This window comes from Rhizobium oryzicola, assembly GCF_030504645.1.
Classification (GTDB): Bacteria; Pseudomonadota; Alphaproteobacteria; order Rhizobiales; family Rhizobiaceae; genus Neorhizobium; species Neorhizobium oryzicola.
Window position 1 is genome coordinate 38,509 of record NZ_JAUKWQ010000009.1, and the last position, 16,113, is coordinate 54,621.

The 16,113-nt window shown below is 60.5% G+C and carries 14 protein-coding genes; 4 read left to right on the forward strand and 10 right to left on the reverse strand.

Annotated features, from left to right (window positions below; all coding sequences use genetic code 11):
• The first annotated feature begins 20 nt into the window (after positions 1 to 20).
• Positions 21 to 407 (forward strand): nuclear transport factor 2 family protein, encoded by a 387-nt coding sequence (locus Q2T52_RS20910; RefSeq protein ID WP_302078800.1) that lies wholly within the window; start codon positions 21 to 23, stop codon positions 405 to 407.
• An 82-nt stretch (positions 408 to 489) separates the two neighbouring features.
• On the opposite strand, the gene Q2T52_RS20915 is transcribed toward Q2T52_RS20910, so the two are convergent.
• From Q2T52_RS20915 to Q2T52_RS20930, 4 genes are all read right to left on the reverse strand, one after another.
• Complete coding sequence (locus Q2T52_RS20915; protein WP_302078930.1) at positions 490 to 1,053, reverse strand: ABC-type transport auxiliary lipoprotein family protein; 564 nt, start codon at positions 1,051 to 1,053, stop codon at positions 490 to 492.
• A gap of 74 nt (positions 1,054 to 1,127) precedes the next feature.
• Positions 1,128 to 2,498: an MlaD family protein gene (locus Q2T52_RS20920; protein ID WP_302078801.1), complete on the reverse strand. Its 1,371-nt coding sequence runs from the start codon at positions 2,496 to 2,498 to the stop codon at positions 1,128 to 1,130.
• 5 nt (positions 2,499 to 2,503) lie between these two features.
• Positions 2,504 to 3,343 (reverse strand): ABC transporter ATP-binding protein, encoded by an 840-nt coding sequence (locus Q2T52_RS20925; protein WP_302078802.1) that lies wholly within the window; start codon positions 3,341 to 3,343, stop codon positions 2,504 to 2,506.
• Between the two features lie 7 nt (positions 3,344 to 3,350).
• Entirely contained in the window at positions 3,351 to 4,514 is a 1,164-nt protein-coding gene (locus Q2T52_RS20930) for an ABC transporter permease (protein ID WP_436799568.1), read from the reverse strand.
• 93 nt (positions 4,515 to 4,607) lie between these two features.
• Between Q2T52_RS20930 and dgcA the strand changes: the two genes are divergently transcribed.
• Complete coding sequence (dgcA, locus tag Q2T52_RS20935) at positions 4,608 to 5,591, forward strand: N-acetyl-D-Glu racemase DgcA (RefSeq protein WP_302078803.1); 984 nt, start codon at positions 4,608 to 4,610, stop codon at positions 5,589 to 5,591.
• Here the strand turns inward: dgcA and Q2T52_RS20940 are convergent.
• Both Q2T52_RS20940 and Q2T52_RS20945 read right to left on the reverse strand, forming a co-directional pair.
• Complete coding sequence (locus Q2T52_RS20940; RefSeq protein ID WP_302078804.1) at positions 5,573 to 6,745, reverse strand: MFS transporter; 1,173 nt, start codon at positions 6,743 to 6,745, stop codon at positions 5,573 to 5,575. The genes dgcA and Q2T52_RS20940 overlap by 19 nt on opposite strands.
• Positions 6,746 to 6,835: 90 nt before the next feature.
• Positions 6,836 to 7,657 carry a UDP-2,3-diacylglucosamine diphosphatase gene (locus Q2T52_RS20945; protein WP_302078805.1) on the reverse strand — a complete coding sequence of 274 codons (822 nt, stop codon included), beginning with the start codon at positions 7,655 to 7,657 and terminating at the stop codon, positions 6,836 to 6,838.
• A 243-nt stretch (positions 7,658 to 7,900) separates the two neighbouring features.
• On the opposite strand from Q2T52_RS20945, the gene Q2T52_RS20950 reads away from it, so the two are divergent.
• Together Q2T52_RS20950 and Q2T52_RS20955 are read left to right on the forward strand one after the other, a co-directional pair.
• The gene (locus Q2T52_RS20950; protein WP_302078806.1) at positions 7,901 to 10,231 is read left to right on the forward strand and encodes an NADP-dependent malic enzyme; all 2,331 of its coding nucleotides are present in this window, start codon (positions 7,901 to 7,903) and stop codon (positions 10,229 to 10,231) included.
• 87 nt (positions 10,232 to 10,318) lie between these two features.
• A complete protein-coding gene (locus Q2T52_RS20955) occupies positions 10,319 to 10,984 on the forward strand; it encodes a hypothetical protein (RefSeq protein ID WP_302078807.1) in 666 nt (221 codons plus the stop codon).
• On the opposite strand, the gene bluB is transcribed toward Q2T52_RS20955, so the two are convergent.
• The 4 genes from bluB to Q2T52_RS20975 form a co-directional block, all read right to left on the reverse strand.
• On the reverse strand, positions 10,981 to 11,682 hold the full coding sequence (bluB, locus tag Q2T52_RS20960; RefSeq protein ID WP_302078808.1) for a 5,6-dimethylbenzimidazole synthase: 702 nt from the start codon (positions 11,680 to 11,682) through the stop codon (positions 10,981 to 10,983). The two genes, Q2T52_RS20955 and bluB, sit on opposite strands and share 4 nt — an antisense overlap.
• A gap of 2 nt (positions 11,683 to 11,684) precedes the next feature.
• Positions 11,685 to 12,515 carry a TolB family protein gene (locus Q2T52_RS20965; protein ID WP_302078809.1) on the reverse strand — a complete coding sequence of 277 codons (831 nt, stop codon included), beginning with the start codon at positions 12,513 to 12,515 and terminating at the stop codon, positions 11,685 to 11,687.
• 67 nt (positions 12,516 to 12,582) lie between these two features.
• Positions 12,583 to 14,256 (reverse strand): NAD+ synthase, encoded by a 1,674-nt coding sequence (locus Q2T52_RS20970; protein WP_302078810.1) that lies wholly within the window; start codon positions 14,254 to 14,256, stop codon positions 12,583 to 12,585.
• 332 nt (positions 14,257 to 14,588) lie between these two features.
• Entirely contained in the window at positions 14,589 to 15,962 is a 1,374-nt protein-coding gene (locus Q2T52_RS20975) for a class II 3-deoxy-7-phosphoheptulonate synthase (RefSeq protein ID WP_302078811.1), read from the reverse strand.
• Between the last annotated feature and the right edge of the window lie 151 nt (positions 15,963 to 16,113).

The following is a 16,113-nucleotide window of genomic DNA, read 5'->3' on the forward strand; positions in this document are numbered from 1 at the left end:
GCTTCCGGGAGAACGATCCAATGGCCGATGAGGGAACGTTGCTGGCGCAGATCATTGCGCTTGAAGAAGCGCTTCACCGACCGGACGTTCGGCGCGCGCGAGACAGGCTGGAATCGCTGCTGGCGGACGAGTTCAGAGAGATTGGCGCGTCTGGCAGGTTCTATGGCCGCGCAGAGATAATTGAACTTCTGACGCAGGAGGACAAGGGCGGAGACGAAAGCACGTTCCTCGCTTCAGACTATGCGCTGACATCCATCTCGGAGGACGCGGTCCTCCTCACGTACCGGACAGACAGGCTGCAAGCCGACGGCACACACCGTCATGCTTTGCGCAGCTCAGTCTGGAAGCGGGAGGGCTGCGCATGGCGACTGTTCTTCCATCAGGGAACGTTGACCGGCCCAAAATGACAACGCCGCCGGGATGAGCGGCGGCGGCGCTTTCATAAGAATATCGAACGGCGAGAGTGCTAACCACCCTCGCCTCGGAAGCTCACAGCGAGCGCAGCGTCCAGTCCACGATCTGGGCGCCCACCTGCGCAAAGGCATTGTTGATCGCTGCGATAAACTTGGCATTGTCGTCGCCGGAAACCGGCACCTGCGCCTTGAACACGTTCTGCGCCTTCACGGAGCCATTGCGATCATTGAGGATCTTGACGGAAATCTCGACCCGCGCCGACTTGGGGCTGCGGGCATCGATTTCAAAGGCGCGAATATCGGCCACAACCTGATAATCGATCGCCAGCCCCTGCCCGGGCTTGCCGACGCCGCCGAGCTTACCGGTGTTCTCGAATGCCTGAACCAGCTTCGACTGCACCATGCGCGGCAGGCGGTCACCCCATTGCGAATTGGAGAGATACTGAATCTCGGATGGCGAGACGCGCACAACGACTTGCTCGCTATCCAGCGATTTCAGCGCCGTCGGCTCCGGCACCAGGATCTGGCGGTTCTTGACCGTCGGCCCGTCAGCACGCGGCGTCAGCGACAGATCGAAAGTATCATTGTTCGCCTTGCTGCCGCAGCCGCTCAAAAGCGCTGCCGCGACCGGCAGCACCATGAAGGCGAGGTATCGCAGACCGCGCCCGTTGTTACCCTGCCTGTCGATCATTCCGTCCCCACTGGCTCGCTTCATCAACGCCGCGTCCTGCCATCATATTCCTTGACCGTTTCCCCGCCAAAGATCAAACGCTGCGGGTTCTGGTCGAAATTGGTAATCGTCTCATTCAGGCTTTGCACCGCACGCCTCGTATCGGTGACAAGCGACTGCACATCGCGCAGTCCGGTGCCGGAGAAACGGGCCAGATTGTCGGCAATCGGTCCGATCTTGGCGTTCAGATTGTCGGCGGTGGCGCGAATGGATTGAAGCGTCTTCTGCGCTTCCGCCATCAGGCCCTGGCTGTCGTTGCCGCTCACCATTCCATCCACCTTGGCCAGAATGCCATCCACACGGGTGGAGGCTGTATTCAGCTTCTGCGCCAGTTCGGTAAAGTCCTTGATCGCCTGATTGATCTCCCCGCGTCGATCGGCCACGCTGTCCACAACGCTGCGGGCAGAAGAAATGGCGTTGCGCGCATCGGCAGAGGCGGCAGTGATGTCATTGACGGCGCTCTTGACGTTGTTGGCGTCAACAGCCGCCAGCAGCGTATCGGCGCGCTTCAGAACCGATTGCGCCTCGACACCGGCTTGGTTGAAGCCGGCTGCGGCCTGCTTCACCTGCGCCATGATATCACCGATCTGGTCGGTGGATTTGGCGATGTCCGCAGTGATCTTTTCGGCATTTCCGACGACGTGATTGATCTTGTCGGCATCGATCGCCTTCACCAGACCTTCAGCCGCAGCCAGCGTGGAATCGAGCCGATCGGAGACCTTGTTGAAGGTGCCGGAGAGCGTCGTCAGTGATTTCAGGAAGTCATCGATCGCGCCGGAATTGGCAGCCAGCGCGCCACTGAAGGCTTCCGCATGCTCGATGGTGCGCGTCAGGGGACCGCGCGCATCGGTGACAAAGCCCTGGATCTGGGTGATGGCATCATCGGCCCGCTGAAGGATCTTGTCGGCGGTGGCAAGCAGGTTGGTCACGCTCGATTGGTCGGCCAGAAGCACCGCAGGTCGGCCCGTCTCCTGCGCCTTCTGCAAAATATTGTCATCACCCACCCGACCACCGGAAAGCTCGATATAGGCGGCACCGGTCAGGCCCTGCACTTCAAGAACGGCCTTGGTGGAGGAGTAAACCGGCGCGCTCATCTGCACTTCGGTAAAGGCAATCGAGTAGCGCGGATCATCCGGATCGATCTTCAGGCTGCGGACGGTGCCGACCGCTATGCCGTTGAACCGCACAGCGGAACCGACGGAAAGGCCATTGGCGGAACCGGGAATACGAATGGCGAGCTCACCCATGGGGCCGCTTCGCCCGAACTCCGCCATCCAGTAGACGAAGGCAAAAGCCGCCGCCACGACGAGAAGCGTGAAAAAGCCGACAATGGCGTAGTTGGCTTTGGTTTCCATGGCTTTTACTTTCCTGGCCCGGCGCCGTTATGATGGTCGTCCTCGGTCACGACAGACCGGGCACGCTTTCCGCGGAAATAGGATTTAACCCAAGGGTCATCACAGGCGAGCATATCATCCAGCGTCCCTTCGACGAGAACGCGTTTTTGTCCCAATACGGCGATTCGGTCGCAGACGGAAAACAGACTGTCGAGATCGTGCGTCACCATATAGACGGTGAGACCCAGCGTGTCGCGCAGCTTGGCGATCAGCTGGTCGAATTCGGCGGCACCGATCGGGTCGAGACCGGACGTCGGCTCATCGAGGAAGACAAGCGCCGGATCGAGCGCCAGTGCCCGCGCAAGCGCCGCGCGCTTGATCATGCCGCCCGACAGTTCGGACGGATATTTGTCCGCCGCATCAGGCGCCAGCCCCACCATCTCGATCTTGAGATAGGCCAGCTCATCCATCAGAGACTGCGGCAGGTCGAGATATTCCCGCATGGGCAGCTGGATGTTCTCCTTCACCGTCAGCGCGGAGAACAGGGCACCGTGCTGGAAGAGAACGCCAAGCTGCATGTCGAGTTGCATACGTTGCTGTTCATCGGCATGCTCGTAATCGACGCCGAGAATGCGGATCGACCCCGAGCTATGCGGCAAAAGCCGCAACACGGTGCGCATCAGCACGGACTTGCCAGTACCAGACGCCCCGACGAAGCCAAGAATTTCGCCGCGATAGATATCGAGATCCAGGCTGTCGAGAACCTTCTTTTCGCCAAACGCAACCGTCAGGTCACGCACGGACAGAATGACCTTGTCATCCTCCGGATGCGCACGCGACTGGGTCTGGTCTTCCTGAAGGGCCATGCTTGTCCTAAAAATCGATTGAGGAATAGAAAATGGCAAAAAGGGCATCCATGAGGATGACCACGAAAATGGATTTCACCACGGCGGCTGTCACGTGCTGGCCGAGAGATTCGGCGCTGCCGCCCACCTTCATGCCTTCGACAGCCGACACGATGCCGATCGCCAGAGCCATGAAGGGCGCCTTGATCATACCAGATGCCACGGAGGAATACTCCACCGCTTCGTGCAGTCGCGACAGAAAGGTATCGAAGGTGATGCCGGAATAGACGAAGGCGATGATGGAGGCGCCGAACAGTGCGGCAAAGTTGGCGACGATCGTCAACAGCGGGAGCGCCACCGAAAGCGCCACCAGCCGGGGGAAGACAAGAACACCAATCGGATTGAGGCCGATGACGTTCAGTGCGTCGATCTCCTCGCGCATCTTCATGGAACCGATTTCAGCGGTAATGGCACTGCCGGAACGACCGGCAATCATGATCGCCGTCAGCAGCACGCCGATTTCACGAAGCTGCAGAATTCCGACCAGATCCACCACGAAAAGCTCGGCACCAAAATAGCGCAGCTGGAATGCGCCCTGCTGGGCAATGATCGCCCCGATCAGAAACGACATCAAAGTAATGATCGGAACGGCCCGCACGCCCATTCGGTCGATCTGGCTGACAACGGAGGCCGGCGATACACCCGCACCGCGACCAAGCTTCAGCTGCGTACCGCGAACAGCTGATCCCAGGATATGCATGCCGAACACCGCGTCATGGGCGAGATCAACAATCGCGCGGCCAGTCGGCTCGAAAATTCTCTCGAACAGAGTGCGGTTGTCGTTGTTATTGGCCGGCGGCTTGGGGACCTTCTCCGGCAGCACATCCAGAAGTTCCTGCAACGCTTCGCTGGCACCGGTCAGATGCACCGAGCGACCATCCGAAGTCCACTGAGTGATCAAACGGCGAATCAGCCAGGCGCCAGAAGTATCGATATGCTGCACCTGCGAGACGTCTATTTCGACCTCTCCGCCCGCACCCTGCTTTTCGAACTCCGCCAGCTTATGCAGTACGGGCGCAATGCTGCGATTGCGCCAATCACCTGACAAAACAAAGCGTTCGGCACTACCGGCTTCATCTGCCTTCTCGATTGTCGCAGGCATGACATCGCCCGACTTCGACTTAACTTGCATGTTTGGCAGCTCGAACGCGCTGTTGATCGTACCTGTGAGAGGCGCAATATAGCCTTCACCCGACATATTGCTACGCGGGGAACAAGGAAAACAATGCGTCGTAACCTCAAAGCCACAAAAGAAAGTTATCCGATTGCAGGCAGCTTCACGATCTCGCGCGGCACGCGCACCGAAGCGCATGTGGTCACCTGCACCATCGAGGAGGATGGCATGGTCGGTCACGGCGAATGCGTTCCCTATGCGCGCTATGGTGAAACGATAGAGGGCGTGATTGCGGCGATCGATGCCATGGCAGCCCCCATCAACGAGGGCCTGACGCGCGGACAGCTGCAACATGCCATGAAGGCGGGTGCTGCCCGCAATGCCATCGATTGCGCGCTGTGGGATCTCGAATGCAAGCAGGCGAACAAGCCTATCCATGACCTGCTGGAGCGTCCCGCCCAGCCGCCGTTGATCACCGCGTATACCATTTCGCTCGGCGAACCACAGGTCATGGCGGAACAGGCCCGCGCCAATGCCGCAAGGCCTTTATTGAAGGTGAAGGTGGGCACCGCTGACGACGTGGAGCGGATGAAGGCCGTTCGGCAGGCCGCTCCCGGCGCGCGCATCATCATCGATGCAAACGAAGGCTGGACCGACGAAAACATAGTCTATCATCTGGCCGCCGCGCGGGAAGCAGGTGTTGGGCTGATCGAACAGCCGCTGCCGGCAGGCAAGGATGACATCCTGCGCCGGATTGAGCGCCTCGTTCCTGTCTGTGCCGACGAAAGCGTGCATTCGACAGCAGATCTCGAAGGTCTTCGTGATCGCTATGATGCCGTCAACATCAAGCTGGACAAGACCGGCGGGTTAACCGAGGCGCTTCACATGAAGGTGGAGGCACAGCGGCTCGGCTACGTCATCATGGTTGGCTGCATGGTTGGTACATCGCTTGCGATGGCACCGGCCGTCGTTCTGGCTGCCGGATGCGATTATGCCGATCTCGACGGCCCGCTGCTGCTTGCACGCGATCGCGAACCTGGCCTTCGCTACGAGGGATCGCTCGTCTATCCACCAAGTCAGGCCCTTTGGGGCTGAAGCCGCCTCGACGTGAGTGAAAGGCCGGTGCCGAGCACGGCAACGGCCGCCATGACGAAGTATCCATTCTGTCCCAGCTCCCTGTAAAGAATGCCTGAGGCAAAGGTGGACGCGGCCAGAAACACGCCGTTGTAGAAGAAGAAGGTGCCCTGCACCGTCGACTCCTGACTCTCATGCACGGTCTCGACGATCTTCTGCTGCATGCCGAAATGCAGGAAGGCAAAGGAAAAGGCGTGGCAGCATTGCAGCGCCAGCGCTGGGCCGAAATCAAGCGGTAGCGCAAACAGGATCCAGCGGCCAATGGCGACGCAGGAACCGATAAGAATTAGCGTTTCAGGCCTGAGCCGTCGAGCGATCGCGCCCGACAGAAAGAAGAAGGCGATCTCCGCCAGCACGCCGACAGACCAGAGCATTCCGATCTGGTTTCCGGAAAAACCGGATTGCTGCCAATGAATGGCGGAGAACGCGTAATACATGCCATGGGTGGATTGAACGACCGTACAGCCGATCATCAGGAGGTAAAGATCGTTGGGGAAGGCCCGTGCCCGGCCGCCGCCTGCCCGGGAAGGTCGTTGCGCTGCCCGTCCAAGCCTTGGCACGCAGAAGGCGGCCAGCAGCGTCAGCCCGTAGGCGAGCGTGGCGGCCAGCGGCACGATCGTGCCGCCGAAGCGGGAAACCGCCTGCCCGGCAATGAGCGTAATCACAACGAAACCGATCGAGCCCCAGACGCGGATCGTCCCGTAGCGATAGCCCCAGCGACGCACCCCCGTCACGGTGATGGACTCCAGCACGGGCGTAAACGGCGCAAACGCCATGCCCTGCAGGGTGAAGAGGATAAGCACGAACCAGAAGGTCTCGGCAGGGATCAGCGATGCAGCCGTGATGACTGCAAGCACCGCGCAGCCGATGAGAATACGCGCCCGCTCCGCCATGCGGTCCGCCAGCATGCCGGCAAGTGGCGCCGAGAGAACGCGCAGCACGATGGGCAGCGAAAGAATGATTCCGATCTCGAAATCGGAGAGGGACAGCCCGCGCAGCCAGACCGGAAAGAAAGGCAGGAGAATGCCGTTCACGCCAAGCGCCGCCCCATAGGCGATGGCACAGCGAAGGGCAAAATGCTGGGGAGCATTCGAGAGGACGGGATCTTGGGGCACGGAATCGACTGCACTGGGAGCGTTGAAACGCCTCTACCATGCGGACGGGATGATGCCCATAGATTGTGTATGCGCGTCAGGCTCTGCGGATCAAGCCGCCTGCATGTCACCCACCGGCTTGGCTGCAGGGGCAGGCAGAGTCATCACCTCGGCGGTCTGACCGATGCTCTGCCAGCAGATCAGCTCGAAGGTGCCGTCCATGTGCTCGACGATCGCCGTGCAGCTTTCAACCCAGTCGCCCGTGTTGATGTAGCGGATGCCTTCGATATCCTCGATGACGGCATGGTGGATATGGCCGCAGATCACGCCGTCCACCTGGTTGCGGCGCGCTTCCTCTGCCACCACCTTCTGGAACTCGCCGATGAAGTTGACGGCCTGCTTCACCTGCAGCTTTGCCCAGGCCGAGAACGACCAGTAGGGCAGCTTCAGCCGGCGGCGCACGGCAGCCAGAACGACGTTGATGGCAATCGCCGCGTCATAAGCCCAGTCGCCGAGATAGGCGAGAAGGCGGATGTTGCGCACCACGACATCGAATTCGTCGCCGTGCAGGACGAGATATTTCTTTCCGTCAGCAGCCTCATGGATCATGCGTTCAGCAACTTCGATGCCGCCGAAGTGAACGCCCGGAAAGGCCCGCAGGAACTCGTCGTGATTACCGGGAATGTAGATGATGCGGGTGCCCTTGCGCGCCTTGCGCAACAGCTTCTGCACCACGTCATTGCATCCCTGCGGCCAGTACCAGTTGCGCTTCAGGCGCCAGCCATCCACGACATCGCCAACCAGATAGATTGTATCGGCCTCGTGGTGACGCAGAAAATCCAGTAGGAAATCCGTCCGCGCCGCCTTCGATCCGAGATGCATGTCGGAAATGAACAGAGTTCGAAAATGTTTGGTTTCCGTTGCCTCGGTCACGATATCCGTCCTTTCGCCATGTCACCCCTTTTGTCCTGAAAACCAGACTCGTTTATCAGGAAGATGACAGGCGGGCTTGATATCCGGCTTCAACACTGCTTTGACGCACTGCACGGCGTGAGCCATGGCAAGCATGTCACAGTGGTTTCACGAAAAGGATATTGCGACCAACTGATTTCTCATCTTTTCCTGAAGTGCGTTTGATGTATGGAAGGATGATCAGTGACTTGAAGGAGTAAGGCTATGGAGCGCCAGGGCGAAGCTCTTGCGGACAAAAACACTGCGAAGGCGGATCTTGAAGAACAGGCTCTGTTCTTCCACCGTTATCCGCGTCCGGGCAAGCTGGAAATCCAGGCCACCAAGCCCCTCGGCAACCAGCGCGACCTGGCACTGGCCTATTCGCCGGGCGTTGCCGCTCCCTGCATCGCCATACGCGACAATCCGGAAACGGCTGCCGACTACACCGCGCGCGGCAATCTCGTGGCTGTGGTCTCCAACGGCTCTGCCGTACTTGGGCTCGGCAATATCGGGCCTCTGGCCTCCAAGCCCGTGATGGAAGGCAAGGCCGTCCTCTTCAAGAAGTTTGCCGCAATCGACGTTTTCGATATCGAAATCGAAGGTGAAACCGTCGAGAGCATGGTCTCGACGGTGGCGGCGCTTGAGCCGACCTTCGGCGGCATCAACCTGGAAGACATCAAGGCGCCGGAATGCTTCGAGGTGGAGCGTCAGCTGCGCGAAAAGATGAAGATCCCGGTCTTCCACGACGACCAGCACGGCACCGCCATCATCGTCGCCGCTGCCATCCTGAACGGGCTGGAACTCGCCGGCAAGAAGATCGACGAGATCAAGATCGTTACCTCAGGTGCTGGCGCTGCGGCGCTCGCCTGCCTCAACCTGCTGGTCTCGCTCGGCGCAAAGCGCGAGAACATCTGGGTGCATGACATCGAAGGCCTTGTCTATGACGGCCGCAACGTTCTGATGGACCCATGGAAGGAAGTCTACGCCCAGAAGAGCGACAAGCGGACACTCGCCGAATCCATCGGCGGTGCGGATGTCTTCCTCGGCCTTTCCGCCGCTGGCGTTCTGAAGCCGGAACTTCTGGAGCAGATGGCCGAGCGCCCGCTGATCATGGCGCTGGCCAATCCAACGCCGGAAATCATGCCGGAACTGGCGCGTGCCGCCCGCCCGGACGCGATGATCTGCACCGGTCGCTCCGACTTCCCGAACCAGGTGAACAACGTTCTCTGCTTCCCCTACATCTTCCGTGGCGCGCTGGATTGCGGCGCAACCACCATCAACGAAGAAATGAAGATGGCGGCCGTGAAGGCGATCGCCGGCCTCGCACGCGAGGAAATCTCCGACGTCGCCGCCAAGGCCTATGCGGATGAAACGCCGGTCTTTGGGCCCAACTATCTGATCCCCTCGCCGTTCGATCCGCGCCTCATCCTGCGCATCGCGCCCGCCGTTGCCAAGGCAGCCGCCGAAAGCGGCGTTGCCTCCCGCCCGATCGAAGATTTCGACGCCTATCTCGACCAGCTGAACCGCTTCGTCTGGCGCTCGGGCTTTGTCATGAAGCCGATCTTCACCAGCGCCCGCCAGTCGGAAAAGAACCGCGTGATCTTTGCCGAAGGCGAAGACGAACGCGTGCTGCGCGCCGCCCAGGTTCTGCTGGAGGAAAAGACCGGCGTTCCGATCCTGATCGGCCGTCCCTCGGTCATCGAGGCGCGCCTCAAGCGCTTCGGCATCCGTATTCGCCCGAATGTCGATTTCGCGGTGGTGAACCCGGAAGACGATCCGCGTTACCGCGACTATGTCGATGACTATTTCGCCCTCGTTGGCCGCAACGGCATCAACCCGGAAGCTGCCCGCACCATCGTGCGCACCAACAACACCGTCATCGGTGCGCTGGCCGTCAAGCGCGGCGAAGCGGATGCGCTGATCTGCGGCGTCGAAGGCCGTTTCGACCGTCACCTCAAGGACGTCGGCCAGATCATCGGCAAGCGTCCGGGCGTCTGCGCCTTCTCCAGCTTGAGCCTGCTGATCACCCAAAAGGGCCCGGTCTTCTTCACGGATACCTTCGTCAACTACAATCCGACAGCTGCGGAACTCGCCGAGATCACCATCCTGGCGGCACAGGAAATCCGCCGCTTCGGCATCACGCCGAAGGCAGCCCTCATCTGCCACTCGAACTTCGGTTCGCGCAATTCGGAAAGCGCGGCCAAGATGCGTGAGGCATTGAAGATCGTGCGCGAGCGTGCGCCGGATCTCGAAGTGGATGGCGAAATGCAGGCGGGCTCTGCGCTTTCCGAGCAGTTGCGCAAGCGCGCCATGCCGGATAGCGACCTGTCCGGCGAAGCCAACCTGTTGGTCTTCCCGAACCTCGATGCCGCCAACATCTCGCTCGGCATCGTGCGCACCATGATGGATGCGCTGCATGTCGGCCCGATCCTACTCGGTGCCGCCCAGCCGGCGCACATCCTGTCGACTTCGGTCACCTCGCGCGGGGTGGTCAACATGGCGGCGCTCGCCGTCGTGGAAGCCAACCACGCGGACTTCTCGTCGCAAGCGCTGTAAATCGCGGAACGGCGTCCGCCTTATGACATTGTCAATCTCGAAGCGGCACAATGCCGCTTCGAGTGATAATGAGCTAGGCCAACCGTCATGCGGGTTAGAAACCTCCTGCTTCCCCTGATCGCCATCCTGCCGGCTGCCGCCAACGCAGCCGATAATGTCGCGCGCTGTCAGGAACTGGCCTTCCGCATTGCGCAGGCGCCTGAAATCATCGGCACGAACGGCCAAGTGCGCAGCGACGCCCAGGCACTCAGCCGCCAGGAGGCGGAGATCCGCCGGGTTCAGGCGGAGATGCGCCGCAACAACTGCAATGGCAGCATCATCAACATCGGTGGTGACGATCAGCAGGACCCTTGCGACGAGATGTCCAATACGCTCGCCATGATGCAATCGAACCGCGATGCCATCAAGGCGCAGAAGCAGGATAGTTCCCAGCTGGTCCGCAAGGTGTTGCCCGAGGAGGCGGACATCCGGGCGGAGATGGCGCGACTGCGCTGCTCGGAGCTTGACCTCAGTACCGTGTCGATCGCGCCGGACCCGATCCAGCCCAAGGCCAATCGCGGCAGCATCAAGCAGATCGTCACACCCAGCATCACCAAGATCGAGCCGAAAGGTCCACCGCCGCGCCAGCAGGCAAAGGATTACGGTCCTCCACCGGCCGATCGACCCTGGGACCCGTCAAAGCCGATCCGCAGCGTCGGACCGCAATTCTATCCCGATGCCAATAATCTGGATCTGGCGCATCCCAAAGACTAATCGCCCTTGCGGCCCCACCCGTCTTTGAAGATCAGGTCATCCAGAGACAATCGCTGGCGCCAGCCCTTCAGCGCCAGCTCCGGTTCCTGATAGAGTTGATCGACATAGCCGACGCAAAGCCAGGCAACGATCTCGATATTATCGGGGATGCCCAGAATGTCGCGCACATCCTCATCGCGGAAAATGCTGACCCAACCGATGCCGACACCTTCGGCACGGGCAGCAAGCCACAGGTTCTGCACGGCGCAGACCGCCGAATAGACATCCATCTTCGGATTGTGCGTACGGCCCAGAACCACCGGCCCTGCCCGATCCTTGTCGCAGGTGACGCAGATGGAAAGCGGCGCCTTACGAATTCCTTCCAGCTTCAGCGAACGATAGAGCGCTTGCCGCTCATCGGAAAACAGTTCCGCCGCCTCGTCATTCGCGCTGGAGAAGGCTTCCCAGGCGCGCTGGCGCACCTCGGGATCTCGGATCAAGATGAAGTTCCAGGGCTGCATGAAGCCGACGGAAGGCGCGGCATGTGCGGCCTCCAGAAGGCGCCGCACCAGATCGTCCGGCAAGGGCGTGGGTAGAAACTGGTCGCGTACGTCCCGACGCGTATGGATCGTGTGATAGACGGCCTCACGCGCCTCCGCAGAGAGAGGGCCGGCCGGTTGCGGCTGGTATGGGCGTTTGCCGTCATCATCAGTGGACATGGTCATCCTGTCGGAAAGTAGCGCACATAGGCGAAGGCCGCACCATCAGGCGCCCAATTGGGCGAATTCATGGTGCCCTGCCCGCCGAACAGCTCAAACAGCGTCTCGACGTTACTTCCGTCTGGGTCCATCAGGCGCACGCGCACGTCAAGGTCGCGCGGATGATCGAACACATCACCTTCATAGGAAAGGAACACCACCTTGCGCCCATCCGGCGAGGGATGCGGAAACCAGTCACCGAATTCGCTATCCGTGATCCGCTCCGCCTCGCCACCCTCTGCCGGTACGCGCCAGATCTGCATGCGGCCCGTGCGGCTGGAATTGAAATAGATCCATCGCCCATCAGGGGAATAATCGGGCCCGTCATTGCGGCCCTCCCCATGCGTCAGGCGGCGCTCGTCGCTGCCGTCTGTTGCAATGGTGTAGATGTCGAAGACATTGTCACGAATGCCGCAATAGGCAAAGCGCGCGCCATCCGGCGACCAGCCATGCCAGTAGGACGGCAGGTTTTCCGTCACCAGCTTCGGCACGCCGCCGGTCGCAGGAAGAATGTAGATCGCCGACTTGCCGAACGCGCATTTGTCGGAAATGGCGATGCGTTGGCCATCCGGCGAAATGCCGTGGTCATTGTTGCATTGGATGGCGAAGCCGGTATCGATCAGCTCCGGCGCGGCGGGATTGTCGATGGCCAGACGATACATCCGCCCTTCGCTGTTCAGCATCAAATATTTACCATCGTGCGACCAGTTGGGGGCTTCAAACAGCTCCGGCGTCTGCCACAGCACGCGGGAAGTCCGAGTGTTGAGGTCGAAGATCTCGATGGAACTGCGCATGTTTTCCTCCCGAACGATAGCGATGAAGGTGCTATCACATACCCCCCTCTGTCGAAACCTCCCGCTCTTACCGATCCCGGAACCGGTTGGTGATCGGATAACGCCGGTCGCGGCCGAAATTCTTCCGCGTGATCTTCACGCCCGGTGCCGACTGGCGGCGCTTGTATTCGGCGAGATAAAGCAGGTGCTCGATCCGATGCACCACAGCCACATCATGGCCGCGCGCCACAATATCCTCCACCGACATTTCGCCTTCCACCAGGCATTCCAGGATGTCGTCCAGCATGGGATAGGGCGGCAGCGAATCCTGGTCCGTCTGGTTGGGACGAAGCTCGGCGGAGGGCGCCTTGTCGATGATGTTCTGCGGGATCACCTCTCCGCCCGGTCCGTAGGCGCCGCGTGGAACGGTGTGGTTGCGCCAGCGGGCGATCGCATAGACCTGCATCTTGTAGAGGTCCTTGATCGGGTTGAAGCCGCCGTTCATGTCGCCGTAAAGCGTGGCATAGCCCACCGACATTTCCGACTTGTTGCCCGTCGTGACGACCATGGCGCCGAACTTGTTGGAGATCGCCATCAGGATCGTGCCGCGCGTGCGGCTCTGCAGGTTCTCTTCCGTAATGCCCTCTTCCGTTCCTTCGAACGTGTCGGCGAGCGCCGAAAGAAAACCCTCGACGGGCTCGGCAATCGGCACCGTCTCGTAGCGGCAGCCAAGCGCGTCAGCGCATTCGGCGGCGTCCCTCAGCGAATCGCTTGAGGTGTAGTGATAGGGCAGCATCACGGTGCGTACCCGGTCGGCGCCCAGGGCATCGACGGCAATCGCGGCGCAGACGGCGGAATCGATGCCACCAGACAATCCGAGCACCACCGACTTGAAGCCGTTCTTGTTGACGTAATCGCGGAAGCCCAGCATGCAGGCGCGGTAATCGGCCTCTTCCATATCAGGCACCGGCTCGACGGGGCCGGACGTGCAGCGCCAACCGGTGGAAGAACGCTTCCACTCGGTGATCGTCACCGCCTGCTCGAATTGCGCCAGCTGGAAGGCCAGCGACTTATCGCCGTTGAAGGCAAAGCTGCCGCCATCGAACACCAGCTCATCCTGCCCGCCGAGCTGGTTGACATAGACGAGCGGCAACCCGCTTTCGATGATCTGCTTGAGTGCCACCTGATGACGCACATCCACCTTGCCGCGATAGTAAGGCGAGCCGTTCGGTACGAGCAGGATTTCAGCACCGGCCTCCGCGAGCGTTTCGCAGACACCGAGATCGTTCCAGATCTCTTCGCAGATCGGAATGCCGATTCTCACGCCCCGGAAATTATAGGGTCCCGAGATCTCGCCCTCATCGAAGACGCGCTTTTCATCGAACTCGCCATAGTTCGGCAGATCGACCTTGTCACGCAACGCGACCACCTTGCCGCCATCCAGCAGGGCGACCGAATTATGCCGGCCCTTCTCGCTCTGGCGCGGCAGACCGATCACCACACCCGGCCCGCCATCCGCCGTTTCGACCGCCAGCGTCTCCAGCGCCTTCCAGCAGGCGCGCAAGAAGGCTGGCTTCAGAACCAGATCCTCCGGCGGATAGCCGGACAGAAAAAGTTCGGTGAAGATCACGAGATCAGCGCCCTTTTCCGCAGCCTGGCTCCGCGCCTGGCGGGCGAGAGCGAGGTTGCCGGCAATATCCCCGACAGTGGGGTTCAGCTGGGCGATTGCGATGCGAAGAGTGTCTGAAATCATCTGGGTCATGGTGTTGATGTAGCGTGCCGTCGAGAGCGTCGCAACGGCATGTAATGATGAAAGTTCGACAACAGTCCGGGACCCGATGCGACAGGCCGAATAAGACCATCCTGACAGCGCAGACACTGAAAAGTTGCAGATGGAAATTCATCTACCGACGAAAAGCTGCTGTTAAGCAGCACGGCGCATCATACATCCAAGGACGCAAGAGAGATCAGGTCAGTTTCAGGTCTTACGTCCTTCATGCTTCCCCCCGCTCGCACGTTCAGCACTTCCTGCGAGCAAAAGAAAAGGCCGGCGCTCCCCCCGCCGGCCTTTTCCAATTTTATATCGCGACCCAATCAGCCGTTGACGACGAGACGCTTCTCATCACGACCGCTCTTCATGCGCTCGGCCAGCAGGAAGGCCAGTTCGAGTGCCTGATCGGCATTGAGGCGCGGATCGCAATGGGTGTGGTAGCGGTCCTGCAGATCGCCTGCGGTGACGGCGCGTGCGCCACCCGTGCATTCCGTCACGTCCTTGCCCGTCATCTCGATATGGATGCCACCCGGATGCGAGCCTTCCGCACGATGGATCTGGAAGAAGCTTTCAACTTCCGACAGCACCCGCTCGAATGGACGGGTCTTGTAGTTGTTCAACGTGATCGTGTTGCCATGCATCGGGTCACAGGACCAAACAACCTTGCGGCCTTCCCGCTCGACAGCGCGGATCAAGCGCGGCAGATGGTCAGCAACCTTGTCGTGGCCGAAGCGGCAGATCAGCGTCAGGCGACCGGCTTCGTTGGACGGGTTCAGGATGTCGATCAGGTTCAACAGGTCATCCGCCTGCAACGACGGACCACATTTCAGACCGAGCGGGTTCTTGATACCGCGGCAGTATTCGACATGCGCGTGATCGGCCTGACGCGTGCGGTCGCCGATCCAAATCATGTGGCCGGACGTCGCGTACCAGTCACCAGAGGTGGAATCGACACGGGTCAGCGCTTCCTCATAGCCCAGCAGCAGCGCTTCGTGGCTGGTGAAGAAATCGGTTTCGCGCAGGCTCGGATTGTTTTCCGAGGTAATGCCGATCGCCTTCATGAAGTCCATGGTTTCAGAGATGCGGCTCGCCAGCTTGCGGTAACGCTCAGCCTGCGGGCTATCCTTGACGAAGCCCAGCATCCACTGGTGGACGTTTTCCAGGTTGGCGTAGCCACCCATGGCAAACGCGCGCAGGAGGTTCAGCGTCGCAGCCGACTGGCGATAGGCCATCAGCTGGCGTTCCGGGTTCGGGATGCGGGCTTCCGGCGTGAATTCGATACCGTTGATGATGTCACCGCGGTAGCTCGGCAGTTCCACGCCGTCCTGCGCCTCGATATCAGAGGAACGCGGCTTGGCGAACTGGCCAGCGATACGACCGACCTTGACCACAGGCTGCTGTGCACCAAAGGTCAGGACAACGGCCATCTGCAGGAAGGCGCGGAAGAAGTCGCGGATCGTATCCGCGCCATGCTCGGCAAAGCTTTCGGCGCAATCACCACCCTGAAGAAGGAAACCGTTGCCCTCGGCAACATGGCCGAGCGCCTTCTTGAGACGGCGAGCTTCACCGGCAAAAACGAGCGGCGGATAGGTAGCAAGCTGCTGCTCGGCAGTCTTCAGAGCTGCATCATCCGGATAGGCCGGAACCTGCTTGATCGGCTTGTGCCTCCAGCTGTTCGGGGTCCAGTTCTGTACCATGTCTTCCATCCGTCGTTCGCCGGCCGGGCCGGTCTTCGTATCGATGGCGCGGCTTATAAACCTTAATGAACCGCTTGCATAGAGTTGGAGAGGAAGCAGCGGGGCGAAACGGGGGGAGCATATCCATAGCAGAAACGGCGCCGAAAACGGT

Excerpts from the sequence above, each read along its gene's own strand:
- Q2T52_RS20920 (WP_302078801.1), bottom strand. The coding sequence starts at position 2,498 with ATGGAAACCAAAGCCAACTACGCCATTGTCGGCTTTTTCACGCTTCTC.
- dgcA (WP_302078803.1), top strand. The coding sequence starts at position 4,608 with ATGCGTCGTAACCTCAAAGCCACAAAAGAAAGTTATCCGATTGCAGGC.
- bluB (WP_302078808.1), bottom strand. The coding sequence starts at position 11,682 with ATGTCCACTGATGATGACGGCAAACGCCCATACCAGCCGCAACCGGCC.
- Q2T52_RS20915 (WP_302078930.1), bottom strand. The coding sequence starts at position 1,053 with ATGGTGCTGCCGGTCGCGGCAGCGCTTTTGAGCGGCTGCGGCAGCAAG.
- Q2T52_RS20955 (WP_302078807.1), top strand. The coding sequence starts at position 10,319 with ATGCGGGTTAGAAACCTCCTGCTTCCCCTGATCGCCATCCTGCCGGCT.
- Q2T52_RS20930 (WP_436799568.1), bottom strand. The coding sequence starts at position 4,514 with ATGCAAGTTAAGTCGAAGTCGGGCGATGTCATGCCTGCGACAATCGAG.
- Q2T52_RS20970 (WP_302078810.1), bottom strand. The coding sequence starts at position 14,256 with ATGACCCAGATGATTTCAGACACTCTTCGCATCGCAATCGCCCAGCTG.
- Q2T52_RS20925 (WP_302078802.1), bottom strand. The coding sequence starts at position 3,343 with ATGGCCCTTCAGGAAGACCAGACCCAGTCGCGTGCGCATCCGGAGGAT.
- Q2T52_RS20910 (WP_302078800.1), top strand. The coding sequence starts at position 21 with ATGGCCGATGAGGGAACGTTGCTGGCGCAGATCATTGCGCTTGAAGAA.
- Q2T52_RS20950 (WP_302078806.1), top strand. The coding sequence starts at position 7,901 with ATGGAGCGCCAGGGCGAAGCTCTTGCGGACAAAAACACTGCGAAGGCG.
- Q2T52_RS20975 (WP_302078811.1), bottom strand. The coding sequence starts at position 15,962 with ATGGTACAGAACTGGACCCCGAACAGCTGGAGGCACAAGCCGATCAAG.
- Q2T52_RS20965 (WP_302078809.1), bottom strand. The coding sequence starts at position 12,515 with ATGCGCAGTTCCATCGAGATCTTCGACCTCAACACTCGGACTTCCCGC.